At 69.2% G+C, this 23,294-nt stretch carries 18 protein-coding genes and 1 pseudogene; 10 read left to right on the forward strand and 9 right to left on the reverse strand.

What is annotated here, in order from left to right; all coding sequences use genetic code 11:
• Positions 1–67: 67 nt before the first annotated feature.
• The 3 genes from Pka01_RS03980 (at position 68) to Pka01_RS03990 (ending at position 3,175) form a co-directional block, all read left to right on the forward strand.
• Complete coding sequence (locus Pka01_RS03980) at positions 68–937, forward strand: alpha/beta fold hydrolase (RefSeq protein ID WP_203881173.1); 870 nt, start codon at positions 68–70, stop codon at positions 935–937.
• A 69-nt stretch (positions 938–1,006) separates the two neighbouring features.
• Complete coding sequence (locus Pka01_RS03985) at positions 1,007–1,477, forward strand: DUF5946 family protein (protein WP_275414427.1); 471 nt, start codon at positions 1,007–1,009, stop codon at positions 1,475–1,477.
• Between the two features lie 330 nt (positions 1,478–1,807).
• Positions 1,808–3,175 carry a sensor histidine kinase gene (locus Pka01_RS03990; RefSeq protein ID WP_203881175.1) on the forward strand — a complete coding sequence of 456 codons (1,368 nt, stop codon included), beginning with the start codon at positions 1,808–1,810 and terminating at the stop codon, positions 3,173–3,175.
• Positions 3,176–3,226: 51 nt separating this feature from the next.
• Here the strand turns inward: Pka01_RS03990 and Pka01_RS03995 are convergent, their stop codons facing one another.
• The 4 genes from Pka01_RS03995 to Pka01_RS04010 all read right to left on the reverse strand — a co-directional run bounded on the left by Pka01_RS03995 (position 3,227) and on the right by Pka01_RS04010 (position 8,575).
• Positions 3,227–3,988 carry an MBL fold metallo-hydrolase gene (locus Pka01_RS03995; protein WP_203881176.1) on the reverse strand — a complete coding sequence of 254 codons (762 nt, stop codon included), beginning with the start codon at positions 3,986–3,988 and terminating at the stop codon, positions 3,227–3,229.
• Between the two features lie 44 nt (positions 3,989–4,032).
• Positions 4,033–4,872 (reverse strand): alpha/beta hydrolase, encoded by an 840-nt coding sequence (locus Pka01_RS04000; protein ID WP_203881177.1) that lies wholly within the window; start codon positions 4,870–4,872, stop codon positions 4,033–4,035.
• 36 nt (positions 4,873–4,908) lie between these two features.
• Positions 4,909–5,733 (reverse strand): alpha/beta fold hydrolase, encoded by an 825-nt coding sequence (locus tag Pka01_RS04005; protein ID WP_203881178.1) that lies wholly within the window; start codon positions 5,731–5,733, stop codon positions 4,909–4,911.
• Positions 5,734–5,836: 103 nt separating this feature from the next.
• A complete protein-coding gene (locus tag Pka01_RS04010; RefSeq protein ID WP_203881179.1) occupies positions 5,837–8,575 on the reverse strand; it encodes a helix-turn-helix transcriptional regulator in 2,739 nt (912 codons plus the stop codon).
• Positions 8,576–8,697: 122 nt separating this feature from the next.
• Between Pka01_RS04010 and Pka01_RS04015 the strand changes: the two genes are divergently transcribed.
• Positions 8,698–9,579, forward strand: coding sequence for an alpha/beta fold hydrolase (locus tag Pka01_RS04015; RefSeq protein ID WP_239114715.1), 882 nt, complete (start codon positions 8,698–8,700; stop codon positions 9,577–9,579).
• A gap of 158 nt (positions 9,580–9,737) precedes the next feature.
• Positions 9,738–9,794 (forward strand): annotated as a pseudogene (locus Pka01_RS41515) (GMC oxidoreductase); the annotation flags it as partial.
• A 137-nt stretch (positions 9,795–9,931) separates the two neighbouring features.
• On the opposite strand, the gene Pka01_RS04025 reads toward Pka01_RS41515, so the two are convergent.
• Positions 9,932–10,903 (reverse strand): NAD(P)-dependent alcohol dehydrogenase, encoded by a 972-nt coding sequence (locus tag Pka01_RS04025; protein WP_203881180.1) that lies wholly within the window; start codon positions 10,901–10,903, stop codon positions 9,932–9,934.
• Between the two features lie 254 nt (positions 10,904–11,157).
• On the opposite strand from Pka01_RS04025, the gene Pka01_RS04030 reads away from it, so the two are divergent.
• The gene (locus Pka01_RS04030; protein ID WP_203881181.1) at positions 11,158–11,952 is read left to right on the forward strand and encodes a YoaK family protein; all 795 of its coding nucleotides are present in this window, start codon (positions 11,158–11,160) and stop codon (positions 11,950–11,952) included.
• Between the two features lie 374 nt (positions 11,953–12,326).
• Positions 12,327–14,699, forward strand: a complete 2,373-nt coding sequence (locus tag Pka01_RS04035; protein WP_203881182.1) for a glycoside hydrolase family 2 TIM barrel-domain containing protein — start codon at positions 12,327–12,329, stop codon at positions 14,697–14,699.
• A 76-nt stretch (positions 14,700–14,775) separates the two neighbouring features.
• On the opposite strand, the gene Pka01_RS04040 is transcribed toward Pka01_RS04035, so the two are convergent.
• A complete protein-coding gene (locus Pka01_RS04040; protein ID WP_203881183.1) occupies positions 14,776–15,801 on the reverse strand; it encodes a LacI family DNA-binding transcriptional regulator in 1,026 nt (341 codons plus the stop codon).
• Positions 15,802–16,006: 205 nt separating this feature from the next.
• Here Pka01_RS04040 and Pka01_RS04045 point away from each other — a divergent pair, with 205 nt between their 5' ends.
• Both Pka01_RS04045 and Pka01_RS04050 read left to right on the forward strand, forming a co-directional pair.
• A complete protein-coding gene (locus tag Pka01_RS04045; RefSeq protein WP_203881184.1) occupies positions 16,007–16,363 on the forward strand; it encodes an STAS domain-containing protein in 357 nt (118 codons plus the stop codon).
• 106 nt (positions 16,364–16,469) lie between these two features.
• On the forward strand, positions 16,470–17,075 hold the full coding sequence (locus tag Pka01_RS04050; RefSeq protein ID WP_239114716.1) for an HD domain-containing protein: 606 nt from the start codon (positions 16,470–16,472) through the stop codon (positions 17,073–17,075).
• Between the two features lie 78 nt (positions 17,076–17,153).
• Here Pka01_RS04050 and Pka01_RS04055 read toward each other — a convergent pair whose 3' ends face one another.
• From Pka01_RS04055 to Pka01_RS04065, 3 genes are read right to left on the reverse strand one after another with little or no spacing between them, the layout of a single operon-like run.
• On the reverse strand, positions 17,154–19,901 hold the full coding sequence (locus Pka01_RS04055) for an alkaline phosphatase family protein (RefSeq protein WP_203881185.1): 2,748 nt from the start codon (positions 19,899–19,901) through the stop codon (positions 17,154–17,156).
• 4 nt (positions 19,902–19,905) lie between these two features.
• Positions 19,906–21,261 (reverse strand): ABC transporter permease, encoded by a 1,356-nt coding sequence (locus Pka01_RS04060; RefSeq protein WP_203881186.1) that lies wholly within the window; start codon positions 21,259–21,261, stop codon positions 19,906–19,908.
• Positions 21,261–22,229, reverse strand: a complete 969-nt coding sequence (locus Pka01_RS04065) for an ABC transporter ATP-binding protein (RefSeq protein ID WP_203881187.1) — start codon at positions 22,227–22,229, stop codon at positions 21,261–21,263. The genes Pka01_RS04060 and Pka01_RS04065 overlap by 1 nt, the downstream gene beginning before the upstream one ends.
• A 420-nt stretch (positions 22,230–22,649) precedes the next feature.
• Between Pka01_RS04065 and Pka01_RS04070 the strand changes: the two genes are divergently transcribed.
• On the forward strand, positions 22,650–23,252 hold the full coding sequence (locus Pka01_RS04070) for a class I SAM-dependent methyltransferase (protein ID WP_203881188.1): 603 nt from the start codon (positions 22,650–22,652) through the stop codon (positions 23,250–23,252).
• The last annotated feature ends 42 nt before the right edge of the window (positions 23,253–23,294 follow it).

Raw genomic sequence — 23,294 nt, forward strand, 5'->3', positions numbered from 1 at the left:
CGGATGCTCATTCGCGCCCCGCACGCTGGAAGCCGACCGGATCGGCCATCGCAAAGGAGCGCAAATCATGATCACCGGGTTCGACCACCGGCGCGTCCCCGTCGCAGACGACGTGTCGCTCAACGTCGCCGTCGCGGGCTCAGGCAGCCCGATCGTGCTGCTGCACGGCTTCCCCCAAACCCATCTCATGTGGCGGCACGTCGCCGCCGACCTGGCCGCCGACCACACCGTGATCTGCCCCGACCTGCGCGGGTACGGCGACAGCGACAAGCCCGCCGAGGCCGGAGCCCACACCTACGCCAAGCGGACCATGGCCGCCGACGTGGTGACGCTGGCCCGATGGCTCGGCCACGAGCGGTTCGCGCTGGCCGGGCACGACCGCGGCGCCCTCGTCGCCTTCCGCGCCGGCCTCGACCACCCGGCGGCGATCACCCATCTCGCCTGCCTGGACGTGCTGCCGACCCTGGACATGTGGGACGTGCTGCACGGCGCGGGCGCCGCCGTCGCCTTCCACCTCTACCTGATGGCGCAGCCACCCGGGCTGCCCGAGCGCATGATCGCCGCCGACGCGGACGGCTTCTTCAGCCACTTCCTCGACCTGTGGACCGGCGACCCGCAGGCGATCCCGGACGACGTCCGCGCCGCGTACCTGGAGGCGTGCCGCCAGGCGATCCCCTCGATCGTCGCCGACTACCGCGCCTCAGCCGGCATCGACATCGAGCACGACCGGGCCGACCGGGAGGCGGGCAGAGGGCTGCGGATGCCGGTCACCGTGCTGCAGCAGGACTGGGGCGCCGCACTCGGCTACGACGCGGCGGCGCTGTGGCGCGCCTGGGCGCCCGATCTGCGGCACGAGACCGTCACCTGCGGCCACTTCATGGCAGAGGAGGCCCCGGACGACATCGCCAAGGCCCTGCGCGCCCTGCTCACCCGCTGAGACACGAAATGCCGTCGACAACGCTGTTGCCGGCCACCTATGTTGCAGACCATGGCAGCCAGCCCCAGCATGGGTCAGTGCGACTGCGGTGCGACCGCCGGCCCGCTGGGTGGGTGCGTGGACTACTACCACGCGATCCTGGCTGAAGAGCAGGCCGATCCTCAGATGTACAGGTGGCACACGCCTGTGGTCTGCGCATATCTCCTGCAGCATCCTTCCAGAGCCCATGAGAAATACCTCGACGGTCAGTTCCGCCAGCTACAGCTCTACATGGACAAGGGCATCGACGCACTGCTCCGCGTGGCGGCACATCAGGTGGCACGAAACAAGCACGGGGCACGGTCGAGCTACGACATGGCGCCCTTCGCGGAGTACGCGCCGCTCCCGCAGAGCGGATCCCCGGGACCCTTCCGCGCCACCTTCTGCGGGTTGCCGTTCAGGGACGGCAGCTTCGTGTCCGATGGGCATCTGGCATACGGACGCCGCATCGAAATCATTGCCGAAGCGACCGTGGAATCCTGGAGAACCCTCCAGACCTGACGCTCGTCCAGGTCGTCGACCCAGAGGCGGGCGCAGGTCCTGAGGACGCTCATCGATACCCGATGAAGTTTGATGGGATTTCATACTTTTACGGTAGATATATGAGTTTAAATCCGAAAGAACGCTCTTTCTGATTAGAGGGAAACTCCTGCTGATCATCAACACCATCGGCAAGGGCGGCATGCGCTTCTCTCGTGGCCGTCCAGCGGCGTGAGTGACTCGGGGTGCGCGGCGGCAGCGGAGGGATTTGGCTAGAGATTGGGCAAATGCGTTCTTCCCTCTCATCGATAGCCGACCGCACGCATTTAGCCTGGTATCAGGGGCGCGAGCATGAGGATGCCATGGCGCCGCTGGTCGGTGCGGACTTCTTTGACCTTGGCGACGGCAGTCGTGATGACGGCCCTGTGCGCGATCATCAGCATGCTGATCCTGACGTCCGCCCATGCCGACCGCACGGCCGAGCGCAATCGCCTCAATCAGAATGCGGGCATGCGGGCGGGGACCCTGCAGGCCACCCATCAGCTTCCCCCCGTCGTCGACGATCCGTCGGTGTCCGCCCTTCAGGTCATCGACCCCAGGGGCCGGATCGCCGCGGCGAGCCCCAGCATGATCGGCCGGCCGCGAATGGCGTGGTTCTACCCGCCACCCGGGCAACGCCTGGGCTCGGGGCAGACCATGTGCGACGTGCCCGGCTTCGGGAACGCGTGCATGCTCGTCTCGGTCCAGCGGGCCCCCAGGAAGGACGGCTACTGGATGATCTACACGGCCGCCCCCGCCTACCCATGGCTCGTCAGCGGCCGGCTCCTGGCGAGTCTGCTCGTCGGATCCGGGCTCGTCGTCGCGGTCACGACGCTCGGCGCACGCCGGATCGTCGGCCGGTCGCTCGAGCCGGTCGAGGCCACCCGCGCGCAGCTACGCAAAATCACCTTGACCGACCTCGGGCACCGCGTGCCGGTGCCCGAACCGCGTGACGAGATCCGCGACCTGGCCTGCACCGTGAACACCACCCTGAACCTGCTGGAGACCGCGCTGCACCGAGAACGGCGCCTGACCGCCAACGCCTCACACGAACTGCGCAGCCCCATCACCGCGATGCGCACCCAGATCGAAGAGGCGCTCCTGCATCCCGCGGAGACCGACTGGCCGGCCATGGCCCGATGCGTCCTCAACAGCGTCGACCGCCTGCAGACCATCGTCACCGACCTGCTGCAGCTCACCCGCATCGACGAGGGCGAGGCCGGCGCGATGACACCGGTGGACCTGAGTGACATGGTGAACCGCGAGCTGGCCGGCCATCCCCGCACGGTGCACATCGTCTCCGACCTCCACCCCGCACTGGTCCGGGGCGACCCGTTCAAGCTCGCGCGGTTGTTCACCAACCTCCTCGACAACGCCGAACGCCACGCCGCCTCGGCCGTAACGGTTCGCGTCGGCCGTGACGACGGTCAGGCCGTGCTCGAGGTCCATGACGACGGCCCCGAACTTCCCGCCGATCAGCGTGACGTGGTGTTCCACCGCTTCGGCCGGACGGACACCGCGGGCGCCAAGGACCGTACGGACTCCGGCCTCGGGCTGCCGCTCGCCCGGGAGATCGCCGGTCTCCACGGCGGAACCCTCACTGTCGAGGATTCCGACCGCGGCGCACGTTTCGTCGCACGCCTCCCCCTGCACGACCCGCCGCACCGGCACGCCGGGTGAGCCACGCGCGGAGCCTGGAACCCGGCGACGTGACGAGCACCGCCGCACAGGTCACAGGACGTCGGCGATTCCCGGCTCGAGCCAGCGGACGACGGACTTCGAACCGGGATCGGCGGCCAGCGTGCCGCGCAGGTGTTCCGGTGATTCGGAGAAGTGCGACCAGCCCTCGTAGTGCACGGGAACGGCCACTCGCGGACGCGCCAGGGCCAGCAGCTCGACGGCGTCCCGGCCGTCCATGGAGTAGCGCAGGCGGCCGGTCTGCCGGAAGCGGACGCTGCCGAGGTGGAGGACAAGGACGTCGACGTCCATCTCCCGAGCGATCCGGCGGAGCGGGCGGTTCAAAACGGTGTCACCCGTCATCCACACCGCGACGCCCGGCCGGTCGCCGACGGCGAGGGCGAATCCGACCACGTCTCCGGCGACGGGACGGCTCAAAGGCGGTCCATGCCGGCAGGGCGTGGCGGTGACGGTCAACGGCGGCTTTCCCGGTGCGGTGAGTCTTGTCGTCTCGCCCGCAGTGAGGCCGCGGGTGTCGGGCAGGGCCAGACGCCGTGCCCCAGACTTCGTCGTCACGACCGTGGTCGCGCCGGGGAGCAGTGATCGGCCGAGGTCGTCGAGGTTGTCGGCGTGGTGATCGTGGCTGAGCAGAATCACGTCGACGGGGCCCACGTCCTCGGGCGCCAGGGCGGGGCCGTGCTGCTTGACGGACGAGGTGCCCCACCCGAATCCGTACCGCCGGCCTGCCGGGTCGAAGGTGGGGTCGGTGAGGATGCGCCAGCCGTCCAGCTCCACCAAGACGGTGGGCCCGCCCACGTGGGTGATGGTCGTTGTGGGCGGGCCTCCCTTCGCCATGCGGGTCACTGGTCCCCGTGGGTTCCGCGGGAGGAGGACGTCGCGTGCTCCAGCGCCCAGGCCAGACCGTAGTCGGCCACGGCCTCCCAACCGGGTGCGCCACAGGTCCAGTGGTCACGGCCCTCGAACTCGTGGTACTCCGTGAGCGCGGGCGACTTCTCGTAGTGCCTGGCGTTCGACCTGTTCACCGACGGCGGCATGATGTGGTCCTTCTCGCCGCCGATGAACAGGAGCGGAGCCCGGTCGGCGGAGTAGTCGACCCACGTGTCCTGGTGTCCGGGCTTGAAGTTCGCGAACAGCCCGTACTCCCACACCCAGTTGCCCGGGGCCGCGATGGCGTAGCGGTCCCAGACCTTGCGCGAGTCCTCCTCGGTGAGGGTGTTGGTGAACGCGTAGTGGAACTCCTCGGGAGTGAAGGCGACGGCCCTGTGCCGGTTGGCCGGGTTCTTCAGCGCCGGGAACAGCGACTTCACCTGCGACAGCGGGTTGACCCGGACTCCCTCGGTGGGCGCGGAGTCGATGACCACCCCCGCGGATCCCAGCCCGCGGGCCAGGAGCAGCTGGGTGAGCGTGCCGCCGAACGAGTGACCCATGATGATGGGCGGGGTCGGGACGGCCTCGATGACGGCGGCGAGGTGGTCGACGGTCTCGGGGACGGTCAGTTTGGCGATGAGGTCCGGGTTCTCGCGGAGCGCCTCGACTTCGATCTCGAAGCCCGGATAGCCGGGGGTGAGCACGGTGAAGCCCTTGGCCTCGTAGTACTCGACCCAGCTCTCCCAGCTGCGGGGCGTCATCCAAAGGCCGTGAACGAGCACGACGGTGTCGGGACGGATGCTGTGGTTCATGAGGTCTCCTTCGGCAGGCAGGGGTGCGGTGTCGATTCAGGCGTCGATGAACTCGAGCAGGTCGGCGTGCAGGCGGTCGCGGTCGGTGTCCGGCAGAGCGTGTCCGCTCCCTTCGTACATCTTCAGGACGGCTCCGTCGATTAGTCCTGCCGACCGCTTCCCCCCGACCTCGAACGGCACGATCTGGTCGTCGTCGCCGTGGACGACCAGGGTGGGGACGTCGATCTTCGCCAGGTCCGGCCGGAAGTCGGTGGCCGAGAAGGCCGCGATGCACTCGTACGCGGCCCGGTGCCCGCACGCCATGCTCTGCAGCCAGAATGCGTCCCGGAACCCCCGGTCGACGTCCTGCCTGCGGTTGTGCCCGAAGAACGGGCCGTCGGCCAGATCGCGGTAGAGCTGGGACCGGTTCGCGGCCTCGCCCGCGCGGATGGCGTCGAAGGTCTCGATCGGCAGCCCCTCGGGATTGTCGTCGGTGCGCAGCATCAACGGCGGGACGGCCGACACGAGGACCACCTTGGACACCCGGCTGGTGCCGTGCCGGCCGATGTAGTGGACGACCTCCCCGCCGCCGGTCGAGTGACCGACCAGGGTGAGGTCCCGCAGGTCGAGGTGTTCGATCAGGCAGGCCAGGTCGTCGGCGTAGGTGTCCATCTCGTTGCCGTGCCAGGTCTGCGACGAGCGTCCGTGGCCCCGCCGGTCGTGGGCGATCGCACGGTGCCCGTTCCTCGCGAGGAAGAGTGCGGTCGCCTCCCAGGCGTCGGAGTTGAGCGGCCAGCCGTGGCTGAGCAGAACCGGGGATCCTTCGGTCCCCCAGTCCTTGTAGAAGATCTTGGCTCCGTCGTCGGCGGTGACGTAGGGCACCGTGGCCTCCTTTGGCTCGATGGGTGAATCGAGCGTGCCGCCGGTGCCCCCTCTCGTGGACCACGTGATCCACGTAGTCGCTCAGTGGTCGCTCAGGGGTCACTCAGCCGTCGGCGGCGTCCAGCCTGTCCGCGAGCTGACGCCGTGAGGAGATGCCGAGCTTCTGGAACACTTTGCGCAGGTGGTAGTCGACAGTGTTCGCACTGATGAAAAGGTTGGCCGCTATCTCCGGATTCGTGTGTCCGACCGCCGCCAGCCTGGCGATGGTCGACTCCTGAGCGGTCAGATCGGGTGTCCCGGAGTCGGTGTGGGCCACCGGCTTCGCTCCGACGGCCTCAAGCTCGGCGCGAGTCCGTGGGACGAACATCTGGGCGCCGCTGTGGTCGAAGTGCTGGAGTGCCACCTGTAGCTGCTCGCCCGCTTCACGGCGACGCCTCATCCGCCTCAGCCACTCGCCGTACAGCAGATGGGCACGGGCGAGGTCGATCTGCGCACCTGTTCGCCCAAGCGCCTGGACCGCGGCCACGAAGTGGGATTCCGCAACCGAGTCCTCACTTGTCAGCGCTCGAGCGCGCTCGGCGACCCCTCGGCACCACAGCGAGTCGTTCGCCGCCGCCCGCTCCATGAGCAGGTCGACGTACGGCTCTGCCTCGTGCGCGCGTCCGCTCCGGACCGCCGCTTCGACGAAGTCGGGGTACTGAAGGGGTGTCACCTGGAGAAACGGGTCCTGGATCAGCGGCTTGAGGCAGTCGTAGGCGTCACGGTAACGGCCTTCGGCGAGGTCGCGGAGGCCGACGGCCGCGATCGCGGAAGCGCCGACACCACCGAAGCCGACGGCGTTCGCACCGTCCGCGACGGCGAGGACGACATGGCGCGGCGAACCGGTCCACGCCATCAGGGCGGCGTTGATCACATTCTCCGCGTCGTAGCCCATCGCCCGCCGTACCTCGCGGACCTGTTCGATGGCCTCCTCGGCCCGTCGCACGGTCCCACCGTTCAACTCGGACAGTGACGTGGCCCACATCAACGCGTCGAGGGCCTGCAGCGCCCCGGCCTCCCGCGCCGCCGCGGAGGCCCGGGCGAGCGCGGACCTGCGACCGGCGTCATCCCACAGGAAGGTCCCCAGCGCCGCGATCACCGAACCCATGTGCATCATCTCGCGGTTCGGCAACTTCACGATCGCATCGAACGCCGCCCTGGCATGGGGAACCGCCTCCGCGTAGGGCCGCAGGATGAGCGACCCGAGGCCCGCCAAGATGATCGTGTCCGGTCCGCCGCCCAGCTGCGACGCGGCCTCGATGCGCAGGCCCAGGGCGTCCTGCGAGACACCGCGCATGAGCCGGTCGGCGACCGCACAGGACTCGAAGGCCCTGAGGAGGGCCCGTTGTTCACGTTCGGTGTCGAGTCCGTGGAACTCGTCCGCGGCGCGGGCGAGTTCGGCCGCCGCAGGCAGCAACACGGCCGGATCCGCCGTGAACATGCCGAGCGCACAGCGAACGACGATCATCCGCCCGCGATCGACGCGATCGGCGGAGTCGGCGTCGACCCTCTCGAGCAGCTCGTGGGCTATCTGGGCGGCGCCCACGGCGAGCGCGGCCTCTGCCGCGCCGACCAGGCGCGAGTCCTTGACGCGGCCGGGCGGAGTCAGCTCCGCGGCGCGGGTCAGAATGCTCGCCCGGGAAGCGAAACCGCCACGACGCGCGGCGAGGTCTGCCGCGTGCTCCAGCCGGTCGGCCACGTGCGCGTCCGTTCCCAGCGTGGCCTTCGCGGAATGCCATGCCTCGAGCTCGACCATCCCGTGCTGGTCCGCTGCCCCGGCCAGGGCGCGGTGGGCTCGCCTGCGGTCCGCGCCCGAGGCGGCGTTGTAAACGGCGGATCGCACCAGCGGGTGCCGGAACCGGACCGTTTCCCGCAGCTCCACCAGCCCGGCGGCCTCGGCCTGATCCAGCACGTCCTCACCGAGACCCATCGCGCGTGCCGCGGACGTGATGAAGTCGATGTTGCCCGTGGTGTCAGCGGCGGCCAGCAGCACCCACTGCTGGACCTCGTCGTCCGTCTCCCGCACCCGCCGCGCGTAATGCGCCTCGAGACGACGGCCCACCGGGATCGGATCGTTGCCGAGGCCCAGACCGCCGAGCTCCTGCGCGGACAGGCCTTCGGCGAGATCGATGAGCGCGAGCGGATTCCCTCCCGTGGCCCGCGCGATCGCGGCCGCCGAGGCCGGGTCGATCGGAGCGGCGAGCGACCGGCTGAGAAGAGCCGTGGCCGACTCCTGATCGAGCCCGCCGAGAGCCAACTCGGGAACACCGCCCATCCGCGCGGCGACGGTTTCCTCATCCCTGGCGGCGAAGAGCATCGCGACCGGCTCGACGGCGATACGCCGAGCCACGAAGGCCATGACCTCCAGGCTCTCCTGGTCCAGCAGGTGTGCGTCGTCCACCGCACACAGGACGGGAGTCTCGGCGGCGGCCGCGGCGAGCAGTCCGAGCACTCCCAGTCCCACCAGGAAGCGATCGGGTGGCGGGCCGTCGGCGACCCCCGAGGCGACCTCGATCGCCTGCTGCTGGCGGTCGGAGAGCGCGGGTAAGTGCTCACTCAGCGGGATGGTCAGCCGCTGGATGGCCGCGAAGGGAAGCGTCATCTCCGACTCGAAACCGTCGAGGCGGAGCAGTGACAATCCGGCCGCGCCGGCAGCGGACGCCTCGAGCAGCGCGGTCTTCCCGATCCCCGGTTCTCCGGTGATCAGGAGTGATCCGCCGCGGCCGTTGCGCGCGTTGCCGAGCAGGAGGCCCAACCTCCGCCGCTCGTCGTCGCGACCGAATAGTCCCCCGGTTGTGATCATGCCCATGACGCTAAGCCACCCACCCGGACGGCACCAAGCCCGGGAACTACGAACATCACGTGGTCCGGCGCACGGGTCGACCGGCCGACGATGTGCGGGTCCCTCCGACCCGAGGAGTCCCCATGACTTCCCGCAGTTCCCAGTCCGGCGCACCTCCGCGCTCCCGTCCGCGACGCCGGTTGCTCGGGACGATCGCCGGCGCCGCCCTCATGGGCGGGCTCGCCCTCACCGGGGCCACCGCCTCGGCCAACGCGTCCTCCGCCCCCCTCACCGCCGCCGCACAGACGCACCGGACGCCGTCGGTGAAGCCGACGATCGTCCTGGTACACGGCGCCTTCGCCGACTCCAGCGGCTGGAACGCCGTCACCGGCCGGCTGCTCGCCGCCGGCTACAAGGTGGTCGCGTTCTCGAATCCGCTCCGCGGGCCGCAAGCTGACGGTGAGTACCTCCGTCAGTTCCTGACCGCCGTCGACGGCCCCGTCGTGCTCGTCGGGCATTCGTACGGCGGCGCGGTGATCAGCAACGGCGCCACGGGAAACCCGAACGTCAAGGCGCTGGTCTACGTGGCGGCCTACGCGCCGGACCAGGGCGAGAGCGTCGCGGCCGCGAACACGCTGGGCGGCGGCCACACCGACGTGACCGACCACCTCATCGTGCGGCCCTACCCGGGCGCGACCCCCGGAGACGGAGACGCCTCCATCGACCCCGCCTACTTCCACAGCCTGTTCGCACAGGACCTCCCGCGGAGCACGACCGGCGTGATGGCCGCGACGCAGCGGCCCGGCGCTTTGGCGGCGCTCGTCACGCCGTCCGGTCCGCCCGCGTGGAAGTCGGTGCCGAGCTGGTACCTCGTCGCCCGGCAGGACAAGATCATCCCGCCCCAGGCCGAGCGCGCGATGGCGAAACGGGCCGGGGCCACGACCGTCGAGATCGACAGCTCCCACGTCGCGATGATGAGCCACCCCGACGCGGTGACGAAGTTGATCCTGCGGGCCGCCCGCTAGCCGTGCCGTCCGCCGCCGAGGTGACCGCCGTGATCATGCACAGGTTCGGGGACACGCCGTACGGCCAGCATGAACGCACCCCGTGATCATGCAAAGGTTCGGCGAAACACCCTGCGACCTGGGCGAACCACGAGCGTGATCATGCACGAAACGCGCGCGTACACGGTGTCGAAGGTCTCCGGGTCGCCGACGCCTCCGTGATGCCATCTCGTCTCTGCGAACACCAACCCCACCGTCTACGCGATCGCAGAACGCGCGGCGGAGCTCCTCAGGCTCCGCTGACCACCTGCGCCGCCCGCCCGCGTCCCTCTGCCGGTGAGATCCGGACGGGGATGCGGGCGGTCACCGGCGTTCAGCTCGAATGGCCGATGCTGATCACAACGTTTCCCGTTTTCCGGCCTGTTTCCACGTACCGGTGGGCTTCGAGGATCTCGTCCAGTGAGTACCGCCTGTCGATGACCGGCTTGAACCGCCCGGACTCGATCAGTTCCTTGAAATAGCGAGCCGTCGCCTGGTCGTGCTTCGGCAGCGGGAACTTGACCTTCTTGCCGCCGAGCAGCGGAGTGATGAGCGCCAGGATCGGATTCTGCGACCACGGGCCCAGGTCACCCACGACAAAGACTCCGCGTGGTTTCAGCAGCCGCCTGCATCGCCAGAACGTGCTCTTGCCGACCGCGTCGATGACGAAGTCGTATTTCCTCTCGTCCCTCGTGAAGTCTTCTGTCATGTAGTCGACGACCTTGTCGGCGCCCAGGGTCCTGACGAGCTCCACGTCCTTCGTTCCGCAGACCGCGGTGACTCCGGCGCCGATGCTCTTCAGGAGCTGGACCGCAGCCGAGCCGATGGCCCCGGTCGCGCCGTAGACCAGGACGTCGTGGCCGCGCTCGATCTTCGCCGCCCTGATCACCGAGAGGGCGTAGTGCGACCCCTCGGTGCTGGGGGCGGCCTCCTCGAAGGTCAGTCCTTCCGGCATCGTCGCGAGGGTTCCGTCATGCGCAACCGTCATGTATTCGGCGTGGGCCCCGAATCCGGCGTCGTTGTAGCCGAACACCCTGTCGCCGACGGCGAAGGATGTGACGCCGGCGCCCAGCGCGTGGACTTCTCCCGCGAACTCGTTCCCGAGAATCCTCACGTTCGGCCTGATCAGCCCGGTGAAGAATCGCCACAAGAATGGCTTGGCCGCCCTCAGCGCGCAGTCGGTGCGATTGACCGTCGTCGCGTGGACTTTGATGAGAAGTTCGCCGTCCTTGGGCGAAGGCTTCTCCACTTCTGTGACTGTTACCACTTCCGGCGGACCGTACCTGGTGCGGAATGCGGCCTTCATGCCTGCATTCTAACCACGCACGAAGTTTTGATTTCCGGCCATGAACGGGCCCGGCGAAGAAGGCTCTGCCCCTTGAAGCCGGCGATCCCGGCCGGCGCCGAACCGGCGAGAAGCGGTCATGGGCCCCGCCCGAGCCGTCGAACCGGCCCCTCGGGAGCACAGGCGCCCTGGTTCGGACGGCGGCGTCACCACGTGGTGAGGTCACCCTCTACCATCGGTTACATCTGTGAACAGCAAGGCAAGGCACCATATAGATGGCCGTACTACCTCCGCCGTCAGTAAGTAAGCGTTATCGCGGCCGCTCCGGACCTCTCTTCGGTCTTGATCGTGAGAACACCCGCGTCCTGCTCCTCCTGCTGCTGACTTCGGTCACCGGTGCGGTCGACGCCGCCAGCTACCTCGGCCTCGGTCAGGTGTTCACCGCGAACATGACCGGCAACGTCGCGATCATCGGATTCGCCGCCGGTGGAGCCGCTCTGCCGTTGCTGAATTCCGCGATCGCCCTCGGCGCGTTCATCGTCGGCACCATCGCCGCGGGACGGATCGTACGGCGTTGCGACATCACGGCCACCTGGCCGCGACAACTGACGGTCTGCGTAGGCATCACCTTCGCGATGCTGCTGTCGGTGTTCCTCCTCTGGGTGACACAACCGAGGGCGCCGGCGCCGCACGTGATCGCACCTCTCCTGGCGTTCGCGATGGGCGTCCAGGGAGCCGCCACCAAGAAACTGTCCGTCGCCGACCTGCCGACGACGGTCGTCACCAGCACCCTCACCGGCCTCGGAGCGGACTCACGACTCGCGGGCGGAACCAGCGTCCGCTGGCGCCGCCGCGCGGGCGCGGTGGTCGCCCTGCTGGCCGGCGCGCTCGCCGGCGCCGGGCTCTTTCAGCTTCGCGAAGCCTTCGCGCTGGTCCCCGGCCTCGCGGCACTGGCGATCGTGCTCACCGCGTCGCGACTCCTCCCAGATCGGGAACTCAGCCAGGACCTGCGATCAGGAGAAGTCGTCTCCCCGGGCACGGGATCCGCGCCCGGACGGCACGCGTCATAGGGATCGAACCGCGCATCTCCGGCGCCTGGGCCGGATGCCGGGCCCGACGATAACGAGTTGGCAACGTCGGTCCCGCACGACTATCGCCACCCTCACCCGGTGAGGTTGACTCCCGGCTTGGCACTACTAACGCGCGTTACTAGTGGAGGTTGTTAACGCTAACAGAGCTCCGAGGAGCCTCAGCACCAACCGGCCGTGCCGGTCGCCGCCGCTCCCTCACCGCGGGATTCCTGAGCAGCGAATCGCATCAGTCCATCGGTTCACCGGCGAGCGGCGGCTTTCCGACTCATGAGCGACCACGCGATGCCGCCTCGGCATTCGCGTCGGTGGCGCACGCCTCCACAACCGCACACCCCCACAGAAACGGAGTCCCCGTGAGCAGATCGAATGCCGCTCGCCCCTGGCCGATGCGGGTTCTCGGCAAAGGATTACCGGCCGTGGTGGCGGCGATCGGGCTGATCGCCGGCCCCGCCGCACCTTCGTTCGGCCAGTCGGCAGGCCTCGCCCCCACGCACGAAGGGAAGCCCGGCCGGCCGACGTTCGAGGCGGGGTATCTCAACGGCGTTTCCGGCCCTGAGCCGGCGAAGACGGTCAGCCTCGCCGGAACCTGGGATTTCACACCGCTGACGAACACCGTCTGTACCGGCGGCGGCCCGTTCGGCACGACCACCGGCCCCATGACGTGCGTCGACTCGGCCGCGAGCGGGAAACGGACCACGATCCAGGTCCCCGGCGGCGGGTGGCTGAAGCAGGGCTACGCCGATCTGTCCAGAGCCGTCTACAGCCGGACGATCCGGGTGCCAGACGTCGCCGCAGACCAGGTCACCCGGCTGACCTTCGGCGCCGTCAACCACCGGGCGACCGTCAAGGTCGACGGACGCACCGTCGGCACCAACGTGACGTCGTACACCGCGTCCACGTTCGACCTCACCGGCTTCGTCCGACCGGGCGGAACGCACCGCATCGACGTCACGGTCGAGGGTCGAAAGGCGCTCGTCGGCCCCGACGGCCGCTATCTGGTCCCCGAAGGGGCCTCCTGGTCGGACGACGTCGCCCAGGGCATCTTCCGTTCGGCCGACCTCGAGGTGCTCCCGGCCGTCTCCGTCACCGACGCGGTCGTCCGTACCTCGGTGAGCAAGCGTCAGCTGAGCTATGACGTGTCCATCGCCAACCGCACGTCCCGGCCGCAGCGGGTCACCCTGAGCGGTGCGCTCAGTTCGTGGAACCGCGAGCACTGGAACTATCCCTCGATCCCCCGCCGCGACGTGACCGTCCCCGCCGACACGACGATCACGGTGACCGTCGCGCTGCCATGGCGTGCGGGCCCGGATTCGTTCTGGTGGCCCAACGTGCCCTACCGCGAGGGCTACCGGGCCCAGCTGCATGATCTGCACCTCGCGGTCACCACCGGAGACCGACACGCGAAGCCGTCGACGTACGACGTCCGGTTCGGGTTCCGTGAACTGGCCCAGGCCGGCGACCACTACGAACTCAACGGCGTGCGGGTGAATTTCCGCGGGGACAGCCTGCAGGGCGCGAACTACGACAACATCGACCACCACGGCCGCAGCGACGCGTACGACACGTTCCCCGGGTTCCTGAAGCCGTCACGGGGCAACGGCGGCTGGCCCGAGGCGGTGGACGACTACCAGCGCCTGAACTACAACAGCGTGCGGATCCACCAGATCCCGGCGACGCCGTACATGCTCGACGTCGCCGACGAGATGGGCCTCATGATCCAGGACGAGACCGCGATCCGCGGCTCGAACAACCGCGAGAACTTCGACGCCGGCCGGGACAACATGGTCGATCACCTGGCCGCCCTCGTCCAGCGCGACCGCAACCACGCGTCGGTGCTGCGATGGAGCCAGGCCAACGAGCCCCAGGTGCAGTTCTTCGCCAACCCCGGCGCAGGACCCGCCTTCGACGAAACGCTCTACCAGACCGTCATGCGGTACGACACCACGCGGCCGATCAGCACCGACGGCGAGTCACCCGACCTGCCTCATGACAACTACACCGTCTTCTGCCACTACCACGGCAACTCATTCGGCAAGTACGACGAGAGCATCTGCGACGGACCCACCGGCAAACCGCACGGCCAGGGCGAGTTCATCTGGTCCGCCGACAGCACCCCGCAAGGGCTGACCTGGTTCGGCACCGCCACCATGCGCATGCGCGAGCAGGGCGGATCCGAGGCCCGCCCCTACACCCTGCTGTCCGGTTGGGCCTCGCACATTCCCGGCGTGAAACGGACGGACATGCAACTGGAGGCCGGCTATCCCAACGGTCCCCACCCGATCTACGGCGAAGACAACCTTCCCAACCCCTGGGCGAACCCCACCATCCGCCTCATCCAGAACGCCTTCAATCCCGTCGCGGTGATCGACTCCGCTTTCTGGGATGCCAACAAGCTGTCGAACGAGGCCGGCGCGTGGCCGACCACGCCCGCGGTCATCACGCCCGGCCCCACCACGCGCCGGCTCACGGTGTTCAACGACACCTTCTCCGGTGAACGCCTGACCGTCTCGTGGAGCCTGCGCGCCGGTTCCGCGAGCGGCCGTCCGGTCGCCCAGGGCAGCGCCGACCTGAAGGTCGCGCTCGGCGGCCGGCAGCAGTATCCGATCACCTTCGCCACTCCGGCCACCGGCCGACCCCTCTATCTCGACATCACGGTCAAGAAGCCGGGCGAGGGAACGCTGTTCCACGACGCGAGCACGGTGTTCCAGGTGAAGCCCTCAGCCTAGGATCCGCCGGAACGCAGGTCCGGCCGGGCGCGTGGCCGCGCGTCCGGCCGGGCGTGGCGCCGGGCGGCCGCGACGCTCACGTGGACGAGCGCGGGACTACCTGGAGGAGAGCCGAGGTGAACGCGACGGGCGATTCGCGGCCGGACAGGACCGCCACGATCTCTTCGGCACGGTGGCGGGCCACCTCGGGCAGGTCGAAGCAGACCGTGGTGATCGGCGGAGCCGCCAGCCGTGCGGTGGGGATGTCGTCGACGCCGACGACCGCCAGGTCTCCGGGGGCGGCGAGACCGTGCTCGCGCATGCCCGCGAGCACCGCGATCGCGGTCTCATCGTTGAAGGCGCAAACGCCGGTGACGGATCTCTCGGTCCACCCGGCCACCGCCTGGGCCGCCCGCGCGATCTCCAGGCTGGTGCTCAGCACCACTGGACGCTCGAGCCCGGCGTCGAGGCAGGCCTCGACGACGCCGTCCAGCCGGGCCTCGGCCATCGACCGCAGATCGGGATGCTCCGGCATCGCGTAGCCGAGCCGACGATGCCCGCGGCCGATCAGGTGGTCGGCCTGCAGCCGGCCGATCGGCTGCAACGCGAGGGAGGCGCCGGCACGCGCCGGAAGCACCACGTCGGCGCCCGCCCGATAAAGGGCTTGGACGGTGTCCTCGTCGAACGAGTCGAAGCCGATCACCACGGACGCGTCCACGGCCGCGCACACATCCGGCAGGGGCCGACCGCGTGCGCCCGCGAGGTGGGTGACCATGGTCAGGCCGTGTCCCGCGAGGGCGCCGGCGAGTTCCTCGATGAAACGGCTGATGCCCGCGCCGATCGGCAGATCGGGGACGGCGAGCAACACGATGTCGCTCCGTCCCGCGGCCAGGGAACGCGCGGATGCGCGGGGGCGGTAGTCGAGACGCTCGGCGGCTTCGAGGATGCGACGGCGGGTCTCCTCCGGGATGGAGTATCCGGGCTTGTCGTTGAGCACGAAGCTCACCGTGGTCCGGGAAACGCCCGCGGCCTGGGCGACGTCCGCACTGGTGACGCGCTTGGCTGCCGGTGTCATGGTCTCCTCGTCGCGGTGCTCGGCCTCGCCCCCTCGATCAGCTGACATGGGCGGACTCGACAGTAATGTACCTAGAGGTCACCTCGGCTTCCCTCACCTCTTTCAAGACGATCGAGGCGATCAATCTTGCCGGGCGCCACGGGGGTATGGCCGCCCGCAGGCCCCCGCCCAGCTCAGGGGCTCAGGAGCGCGACATAGGGTTGCTGGTGAGAGGACAAGACCTTCTGCTCCGCACGCGATGGAGGTGAGCCGCATGGAAGTCTTCGAAGCCTCGACCGAACATCGCCCTCCATTCACGATCATCAGGGCACGTGGAGAGCTCGACATCGCCGCTGAACCTGCATTTCACCAACAGGTCGAGGCGATCGTGGCCCAGGAGCCGCAGCGCCTTGTCTTCGACCTCAGCGAGCTCCGCTTCATGGACAGTTCCGGCCTGCGCGTGATCCTCGACGTCTACAGACGCCTCGGGATGGGCGAGCGGGTCGTCGTATGCGGCCTCTCTCCACGCCTCCGGCGGATCTTCGACGTGACCGGGATCACCGGCCGGGTCGGAGGCATCACGGCATACGAATCACTGGACGACGCGCTCAAACACGGCGCCAGAGGATAGCCGGGCCAGGCGCGACAGCTCCTGCGACGCCGGTGGCGTATGCGGCCGGTGGCCTTTACATCGTAGATTCCCTCTTGACGCCGGACCCCGCGGTTAGGCTTCCCACGTGAGCTTGATCGCCCTGCGGCGCGCCCTGACCGAGCCTGCGACCCCCGGGATCGGCCCGCTGCCGGAGGACGTCACCCGCCTGCTCCTCGACCTGGAGGCGCCGCCGCGCCTTGCCGCGCACCTGCGGGCCGTCCACGACACCGCGCGCGGTCTCGTCGACGCGTTCGGCGAAACGCTCCCCCGGTTGCGGTTCGACCGCGAGGAGGTCCTGTTCGGCGCCGCCACTCACGACGTCGGCAAGGTGATCCACACCGGCGAGCTGTCCGGACCGGGCCACGCGCATGAACAGGCCGGATACGAACTGCTCCGCACTCACGGCGTGGACGCCCGCCTCGCGCGCTTCGCCAGGAACCACGCGACGTGGACGGCCGCCGACATCAGTACGGAGGACCTCCTGGTCAGCCTCGCCGACAAGATCTGGAAGGCGAAACGGGTCGGCGACCTCGAAGACCGCGTCGTCGAGCGGATCCGCCGGGACTGCGGGGGAAGTCCCTGGGAGGCGTTCATGGCTCTCGACGACGTCCTGGACGCACTGGCGCGGGATGCCGACGACCGGCTCGCCTTCCAGGCCCGTCATCCGATCACCGTGGTTACCGGCCCCTGAGTGCACCGGACAGGGAGGGCAGGGAAACCAGACGGCCCGCGGGGATCCCCGCGGGCCGTCCTGTGAGTTGTGCGGAGGTCAGCCGTCGTTCTCCGACGACGGGATCGCGGCGCCGGGCACCTGGTCCGGCGCGTAGATCTTGTCATCGCCCGGGTAGGGCTTCTTCCAGTCGTGCGCCTCGTACCACGAGAAGCGGTTCATCTGCTCGGGGGCGGCGGAGTCGGCCCGGGCGCTGGGCCCGGTGAAGGACTGCTGCGACTTCCAGGCCCCCCACTTCTTCGCGATCTCCTGCTTGTCCGCCGGCACCTTCGCCGTCGGCGCGGCCGCGGCGGCCGGGTCCTGCGGGGCCGGGACGTCCGCACCGCAGGACGGCAGCTTCGTGCCCGACAGACCCAGGGTCAGCGAGGTGCGGTTCGGGAGGAAGGTGAACGGCGTGTAGTCGGGCGTGTTGGTGAAGGCCGCAGTCATCGGGGTGGCGGCGGTGTCCTTCTGGTTCATCGGGTGGATCCCGAGGATCTGCTCGATGGTGCGCATCATGCTGATCTGCGTGTAGTAGTGGCTGTCGACCTTGCCGTGCTGGGCCCAGGGGCTGATGATCTGGACCGGGGCACGGTGTCCGTCGACGTGATCGGTGCCGGCCTGGGAGTCGTCCTCGACGACGAAGATCGCCGAGTCCTTCCAGTACTTGCTGTGCGAGATCTCGTCAACGATCTTGCCGACGGCCAGGTCGTTGTCGGCGACCTGTGCGGCCCCGTTCACCGGGCCACCGGTGTGGTCGCTGGAGAGCCAGAACATGTTCAGGTTCGCCGGCCCGTTGGCCTCGAAGTCCTGCTTCCAGATCTGGTACCGGTAGATGTCCGGGACGCTGGTGTCGAACTTCGGGAAGCCGTGCACCGACACGTCGTTGAGCGACGGGATCGGCGAGGACGAGTCCAGGGTGTAGGCGGTGCCCTGCCCGGTCGCGTCCATGTTCTTGGTGTCGCAGTACAGGTTCTGCCAGGTGGCGGCGGCCGGCTTGGTCAGGAACTGGTGGAACTCGCCGAAGTCACGCACGGTGTTGCCCGCCGCCTGCGCGCCGGTCCAGATGAAGCCGGTCCGCTGGTGGCCGAGAGCGTCGTCCTCGGTGTCGTAGCTGCGCAGGTACTCGCCGGCCGAGGACTCGGTGTACTCCGGGTTGTCGGCCTGCATCAGCCAGTTGTGACCCTCGGCGGAGTTGGTGCCGATGTCGTAGGTGTTGTCGTACAGCCCGAACTGCTCGGCCAGCGCGTGCTGGTTCGGCGTGACGTTCTCGCCGTACTGGGCCAGCGTCGGGTCGCCGTTGCCCTGGGGGATGTCACCGAAGACCTGGTCGTAGGTCCGGTTCTCCTTGACCAGCAGGAAGACGTGCTTGATGGTCGACGGGTCGCCGAGTCGCTTCGGGACCGCTTCGGCCTTCTGCTTGTTGCCGTGGGCCAGCTTGAGGTCGTTCTTGCCCCAGCCGTTCTGCTCGAAGACCGTGTCCGTGTACTTGCCGATCTCCTTGTCGGACGGCAGCTTGAACCGCGTCAGGCTCGACGTCGTGTCGTGGGTACCGTGCCCGGCCGCGGTCGTGGGACGGCGGGCGTCGATGCCACGGGTGTTGGAGACGACCACGTCGTCGCCCACGGTGGTGATCTCCGCGGGGAAGTAGTCCGTCGGGAGCAGGCCGACGTAGCTGACCGGCTCCTGCGGCTTGGTGTAGCGGTAGACGGCGACCGCGTTGGCGCGGCCGAGCGTCACCAGCAGGTGACCGTCGTCGGTGAGCGTCACCGCGTCGGGCTCGTAACCCACCGAGGCCTCCGGCCACGGCTGGGTGGCGATGGTCTGGACGACCTTGCCGCGCTTGGTGTCGATGACCGACACGTCGTTGGTGGCGGTGTTGGTGACGAACACCGCCCCGTTCTTGGCGTACACGGCGGTCGGGTGCAGACCGACGTCGATGCTCGCGGGGGCGGCGGCCGGGTTGGACAGGTCGATCACGCTGACCGTGCCGGTGGTGGTGGCACCGGTGTTCGGGTCGGCCGGCACCTGGGTGCCGTACGAGTTGATCGTGGTCTCGCCGGGCTTCGCCGGACGCCCGCCCTCGTTGCTGACGTACAGCTTGTCCCCGACCATGACCATGCCGCGCGGGGCGTTGCCCACTGCCCAGCTCTGCTTGACGGCCCCGGTCACCGCGTCGAGCGCGACCACCCGGTTCTGGCCGTTGACCGCCGCGTACACGGTGGAGCCGTCGGCCGAGAAGACCGCCGCGGCCATCAGCGCGTGCTTGGAGCCGTCCGCCGGGATCTTGAGGTCGACCGGGTTGGTGACGCTGCCGTCCGCGTTCACGTCGAGCCGGGTGTAGCCGTCGGTCCGGCCCAGCCACAGGTGCTTGCCGTCGGGCGAGTACGTGGGGCCTTCCTGGCCGACGTCGGTGCCGCTGAGGCGCGGGGTCGACGACGCGGAGTTGCTGACGACCTGCTGCACTTGCCAGGTCTTCAGGTCGACGATCGCGAGCGCCGCCCCACCGTCGGTGACCGCGGCCGCGAGGTGGGTACCGTCCGGACTGACCGAGGACGACATGATCTTGCCGTTGTTGATGACGAGGCGGTCACCGATCGGCTTGATGTACTGGTCGCCGGACACGACCAGGCCCTTGTCGGTGGTCTGGCCGACCTGGTCGGTGCCGAACATCCCGGTGTTGGCGTAGGCGATGCCCCCGCCGGCGACGACGAGAGCGGCGGTGGCGGCTGCCAGGAGGTTGATCCGGCGGCCGGTGGGTCGAAGTCCGAAACGGTCCTTCGTGACGCGCTGACGCGTGACGTGCATGAAACTATTCCTTCGTGGTGCTTGTGAGCAGGTCGACGTTCCCGTCGAACTGCCACAGGGGGTTGGGCGCGTCCCCGTTGGGGGTGCGCACCTGGAAGTAGCCGTTCACCTCCTTGGGTCCGTCTCCGTCGGCGACGTACCGCCCGTCCGCGGTGACGTCGAGCTGGTAGATGGCGTTGCCCACGGCGGTGGCGCCGGGGAGGCGCCAGGTCACGACGCACCGCCAGTCGTTGCCCGGCCCCTCGTCGGAGACCTGGGAGTCGCCCTTGTCGCAGGTCGCGGCGGCCTGCAGCTGGGCCTCGGTGACGTCGGGGCGGTGGAGCTCCTGCGTCTGCAGCCGGTAGAGGTGGCCGTACACCGTGGCGAGCGAGTCCTGCAGCTTCCCCTTCTCGATCCCCGAGCCCGTCGCCGGGGTCGCGACCGCGATCACGCCGATGGCGACGGCGACCAGTGCGGCCAGCGGCAGCGCTCCCGTCACGAGTACGCGCCGGCCCGACCCCTCGTACGTCAGGTCGGTGAAGTCGCGGCGCAGGAACAGGCGGTAGGCCAGCGCGGTGGCGACTACCGCCCACACGAGGCTCACCACGAGGCCGATGAGGAGCGGGCCGGTCTGCGCCGGGCTGGTGAAGAGCCCGCGCCAGGCGAGGAAGGCATGGCTCGGCAGGGCCAACTGCACGGCCACCGGCAGCGGGAGCAACTGCACGAGCTGCAGTGCGAGGGCGAGGAGTACGGGAATCAGCAGTCCCATCGGGGAGCGGCCCAGGGCCACCGAGCCGAGGAGGCCGACCGCGGCGAACGCCAGCGTCGGCGCCAGCGCGCAGGCCCAGGCGAGCAGGACCTTGCCGACCGCGTCGGCGGGGGCGAGGAGGTGGCCGTCCAAGCCGACGAGCGGCCGGTTGCCGACCGCGGCCAGGCCGCCCGCGATGCCCGACGCGGTCAGGCCGACGACGAGCAGCAGGATCACGGTGAGGCTGGCCAGGGTCTTCGCCATGAAGATCCGCTGCGGAGAGCGGACCGCCACGAGAAGGTGGCGCCACGTGCCCAGCCGGTCCTCGACGGCGAAGACGTCGCCGGCGACCAGCGCCGTCAGCAGCGGGAGCGCCCAGGTGCACGAGAAGTCCAGCACGACCAGCGACCCCGCCCAGCCGGTCGCGTTCATCAGACGGCCGAAGACCGTGTCGGCGGGCAGCGAACTCTGCAGGCTCACCGCGGCCACGAAGCCCGCCGGGCCGATCCAGCAGGCGAGCAGCAGCAGGCGGATCCGCCACTGGGATAGCAGTTTGACCAGCTCGAACCGGTAGCCGTGCAGCACGGGCGCCGGCCGGGCGGCCGCCCGGGGCTGGGTGACGGTGGCGGTCATCACAGGTTCTCCTGATCGGTCTTCGCAGGCACGGTGCCGGTTCCGGTCAGGGCCAGGAACGCGGCCTCGAGCGGTGTCACCACAGGCCCGAGTTCTCGGAGCGCCACGCCGGCGTGCACGAGTCGCACGACCAGTTCGTCGACAGCCGGCACCGGCCCGCGTACGACGACGTCGGCGTCCAGTCGCTGACCGTGCTCGGAGCCGGAGACGACGCGGAGCCCGGGTGTCTCCGACGCCAGCCGGCGGGCAGCCTCCGGGTCAGAGGTGACCAGGCGGTAGTCGAGTTCTCCGCTCTCGGCGGCGAGCTTGCTCAGCGGCCCGGAGAAGACGACCCGTCCGGTGGCGAGGAGGGTGACCTCGGAGCACAGCGCGGCCAGGTCGTCCATCCGGTGGCTGGACAGGACCACCGCGGTCCCCTCCGCGGCGAGGCGGGTGAGGACGCGGTGCACGTGGTGCTTACCGGCGGGGTCCAGACCGTTGGCGGGCTCGTCGAGGACGAGCAGGCGTGGTGCGGTGAGCAGCGCGGCGGCCAGCCCGAGCCGCTGGCGCATCCCCAGCGAGAAGCCTCGGACACGGTCGTCGGCGACGTCGGTGAGCCCGACCTGCTCGAGGGCCTCGTCGACGCCGGCGGTGGAATCGGCGTCGTACCGGCGCAGCGAGGCCAGGGCCGAGAGGTTCTGCCGCGCGGAGAGCGAAGGATAGAGCCCGGGTCCGTCCACGAAACCCGCGACGCCCTCGGGGACGGCCAGCGTCCGCCCGACCGGCGTACCCAGGATCTCGAGGCTGCCGCCGTCCGCGACCGCCAGTCCCAGCAGCAGACCGAGGAGCGTCGTCTTGCCGGCGCCGTTCGGGCCGACCAGGCCGTGGATCTGCCCACTCGCCACGTCGAGGTCGACGCCGTCGAGTGCGACCACATCACCGAACGCCTTCGTGATCCCGCGAGCCCGGGCTGCGGGGGTCCTGTCCATGTCGGTCTCCCTTAGCTTGATCGTCAGCTAGGGAACCTAAGGATCTCGGTTGGCCTCAGTAAGACACGTGGTCAAACATTGGGAAAATGAAATTTAACCCGCTATATGCCATTTAACCTGGCGATAACCAACTCACCCATTTGATATGCCGTTTAACCGGACGCTAACCAATTCGACCCGGCCATCGCGCGGGCCGGACGGCCGACCCCTCATCAGGCCCGACATGGCTTCCGAGTAGATTTGCCCCCGCTTACGGCGGGTCGAATACCGCACCGCCACGCAGCTTCGCGGAGGCGCTGCGCCGTCAATCGAACTGGCGCGAGACTGACGCCTGCGGGATCACTGGACCCGGCGGAAGTTCCCGAACGCACCGATCCTGAGTGCCGGACACACTGATCCCGCGTCCGGCACGATGATCACATGACAGAGGAGAACGGCAGGCGGTGGAACCACAACATCCACTACCACCCCCGCATCCTGCGCGCGATCCCTGACGGCGCACAGCATGCCCTCGACGTCGGCTGCGGCGAGGGCATGCTCGCCCGCGAAATCCGGCGGAGCGTGCCGCGCGTGACCGGAATCGACCTCCACGCGCCCAGCATCGACCAGGCCCGCGAGCACCCGGATGACGTGGGCTACGTCCTCGGCGACTTCCTCACCCACCCCTTCGAGCCCGCCTCGTTCGACGTCATCGCATCCGTGGCCACCCTGCACCACATGGACGCCGTCACGGGGCTGACCCGCATGCGCGACCTGCTGCGTCCCGGCGGCGTCCTGGCCGTCGTCGGCCTCGCCCGCAGCACCATGCCCGCCGACCTGCCGCGCGATCTCGCCGCCGTCGCCGTCAGCACCTTCCACCGGGCCACGAAGGGCAAATGGGAGCATCCATCCCCCATGGTGTGGCCGCCACCGGCGACGTACCGGCAGATGCGGGCGCTGGCCGCCGAGGTCCTGCCCGGCTCCCGCTATCGCCGTCACCTCCTGTTGCGCTACAGCATCGTCTGGCGCAAGCCTCAGAACTGAGCGTCCCGGCGCGGCGGCTCGAGCCGGCGCCGGCCTTCTCCA

The sequence above is a fragment of the Planotetraspora kaengkrachanensis genome, from assembly GCF_016862895.1.
Classification (GTDB): Bacteria; Actinomycetota; Actinomycetes; order Streptosporangiales; family Streptosporangiaceae; genus Planotetraspora; species Planotetraspora kaengkrachanensis.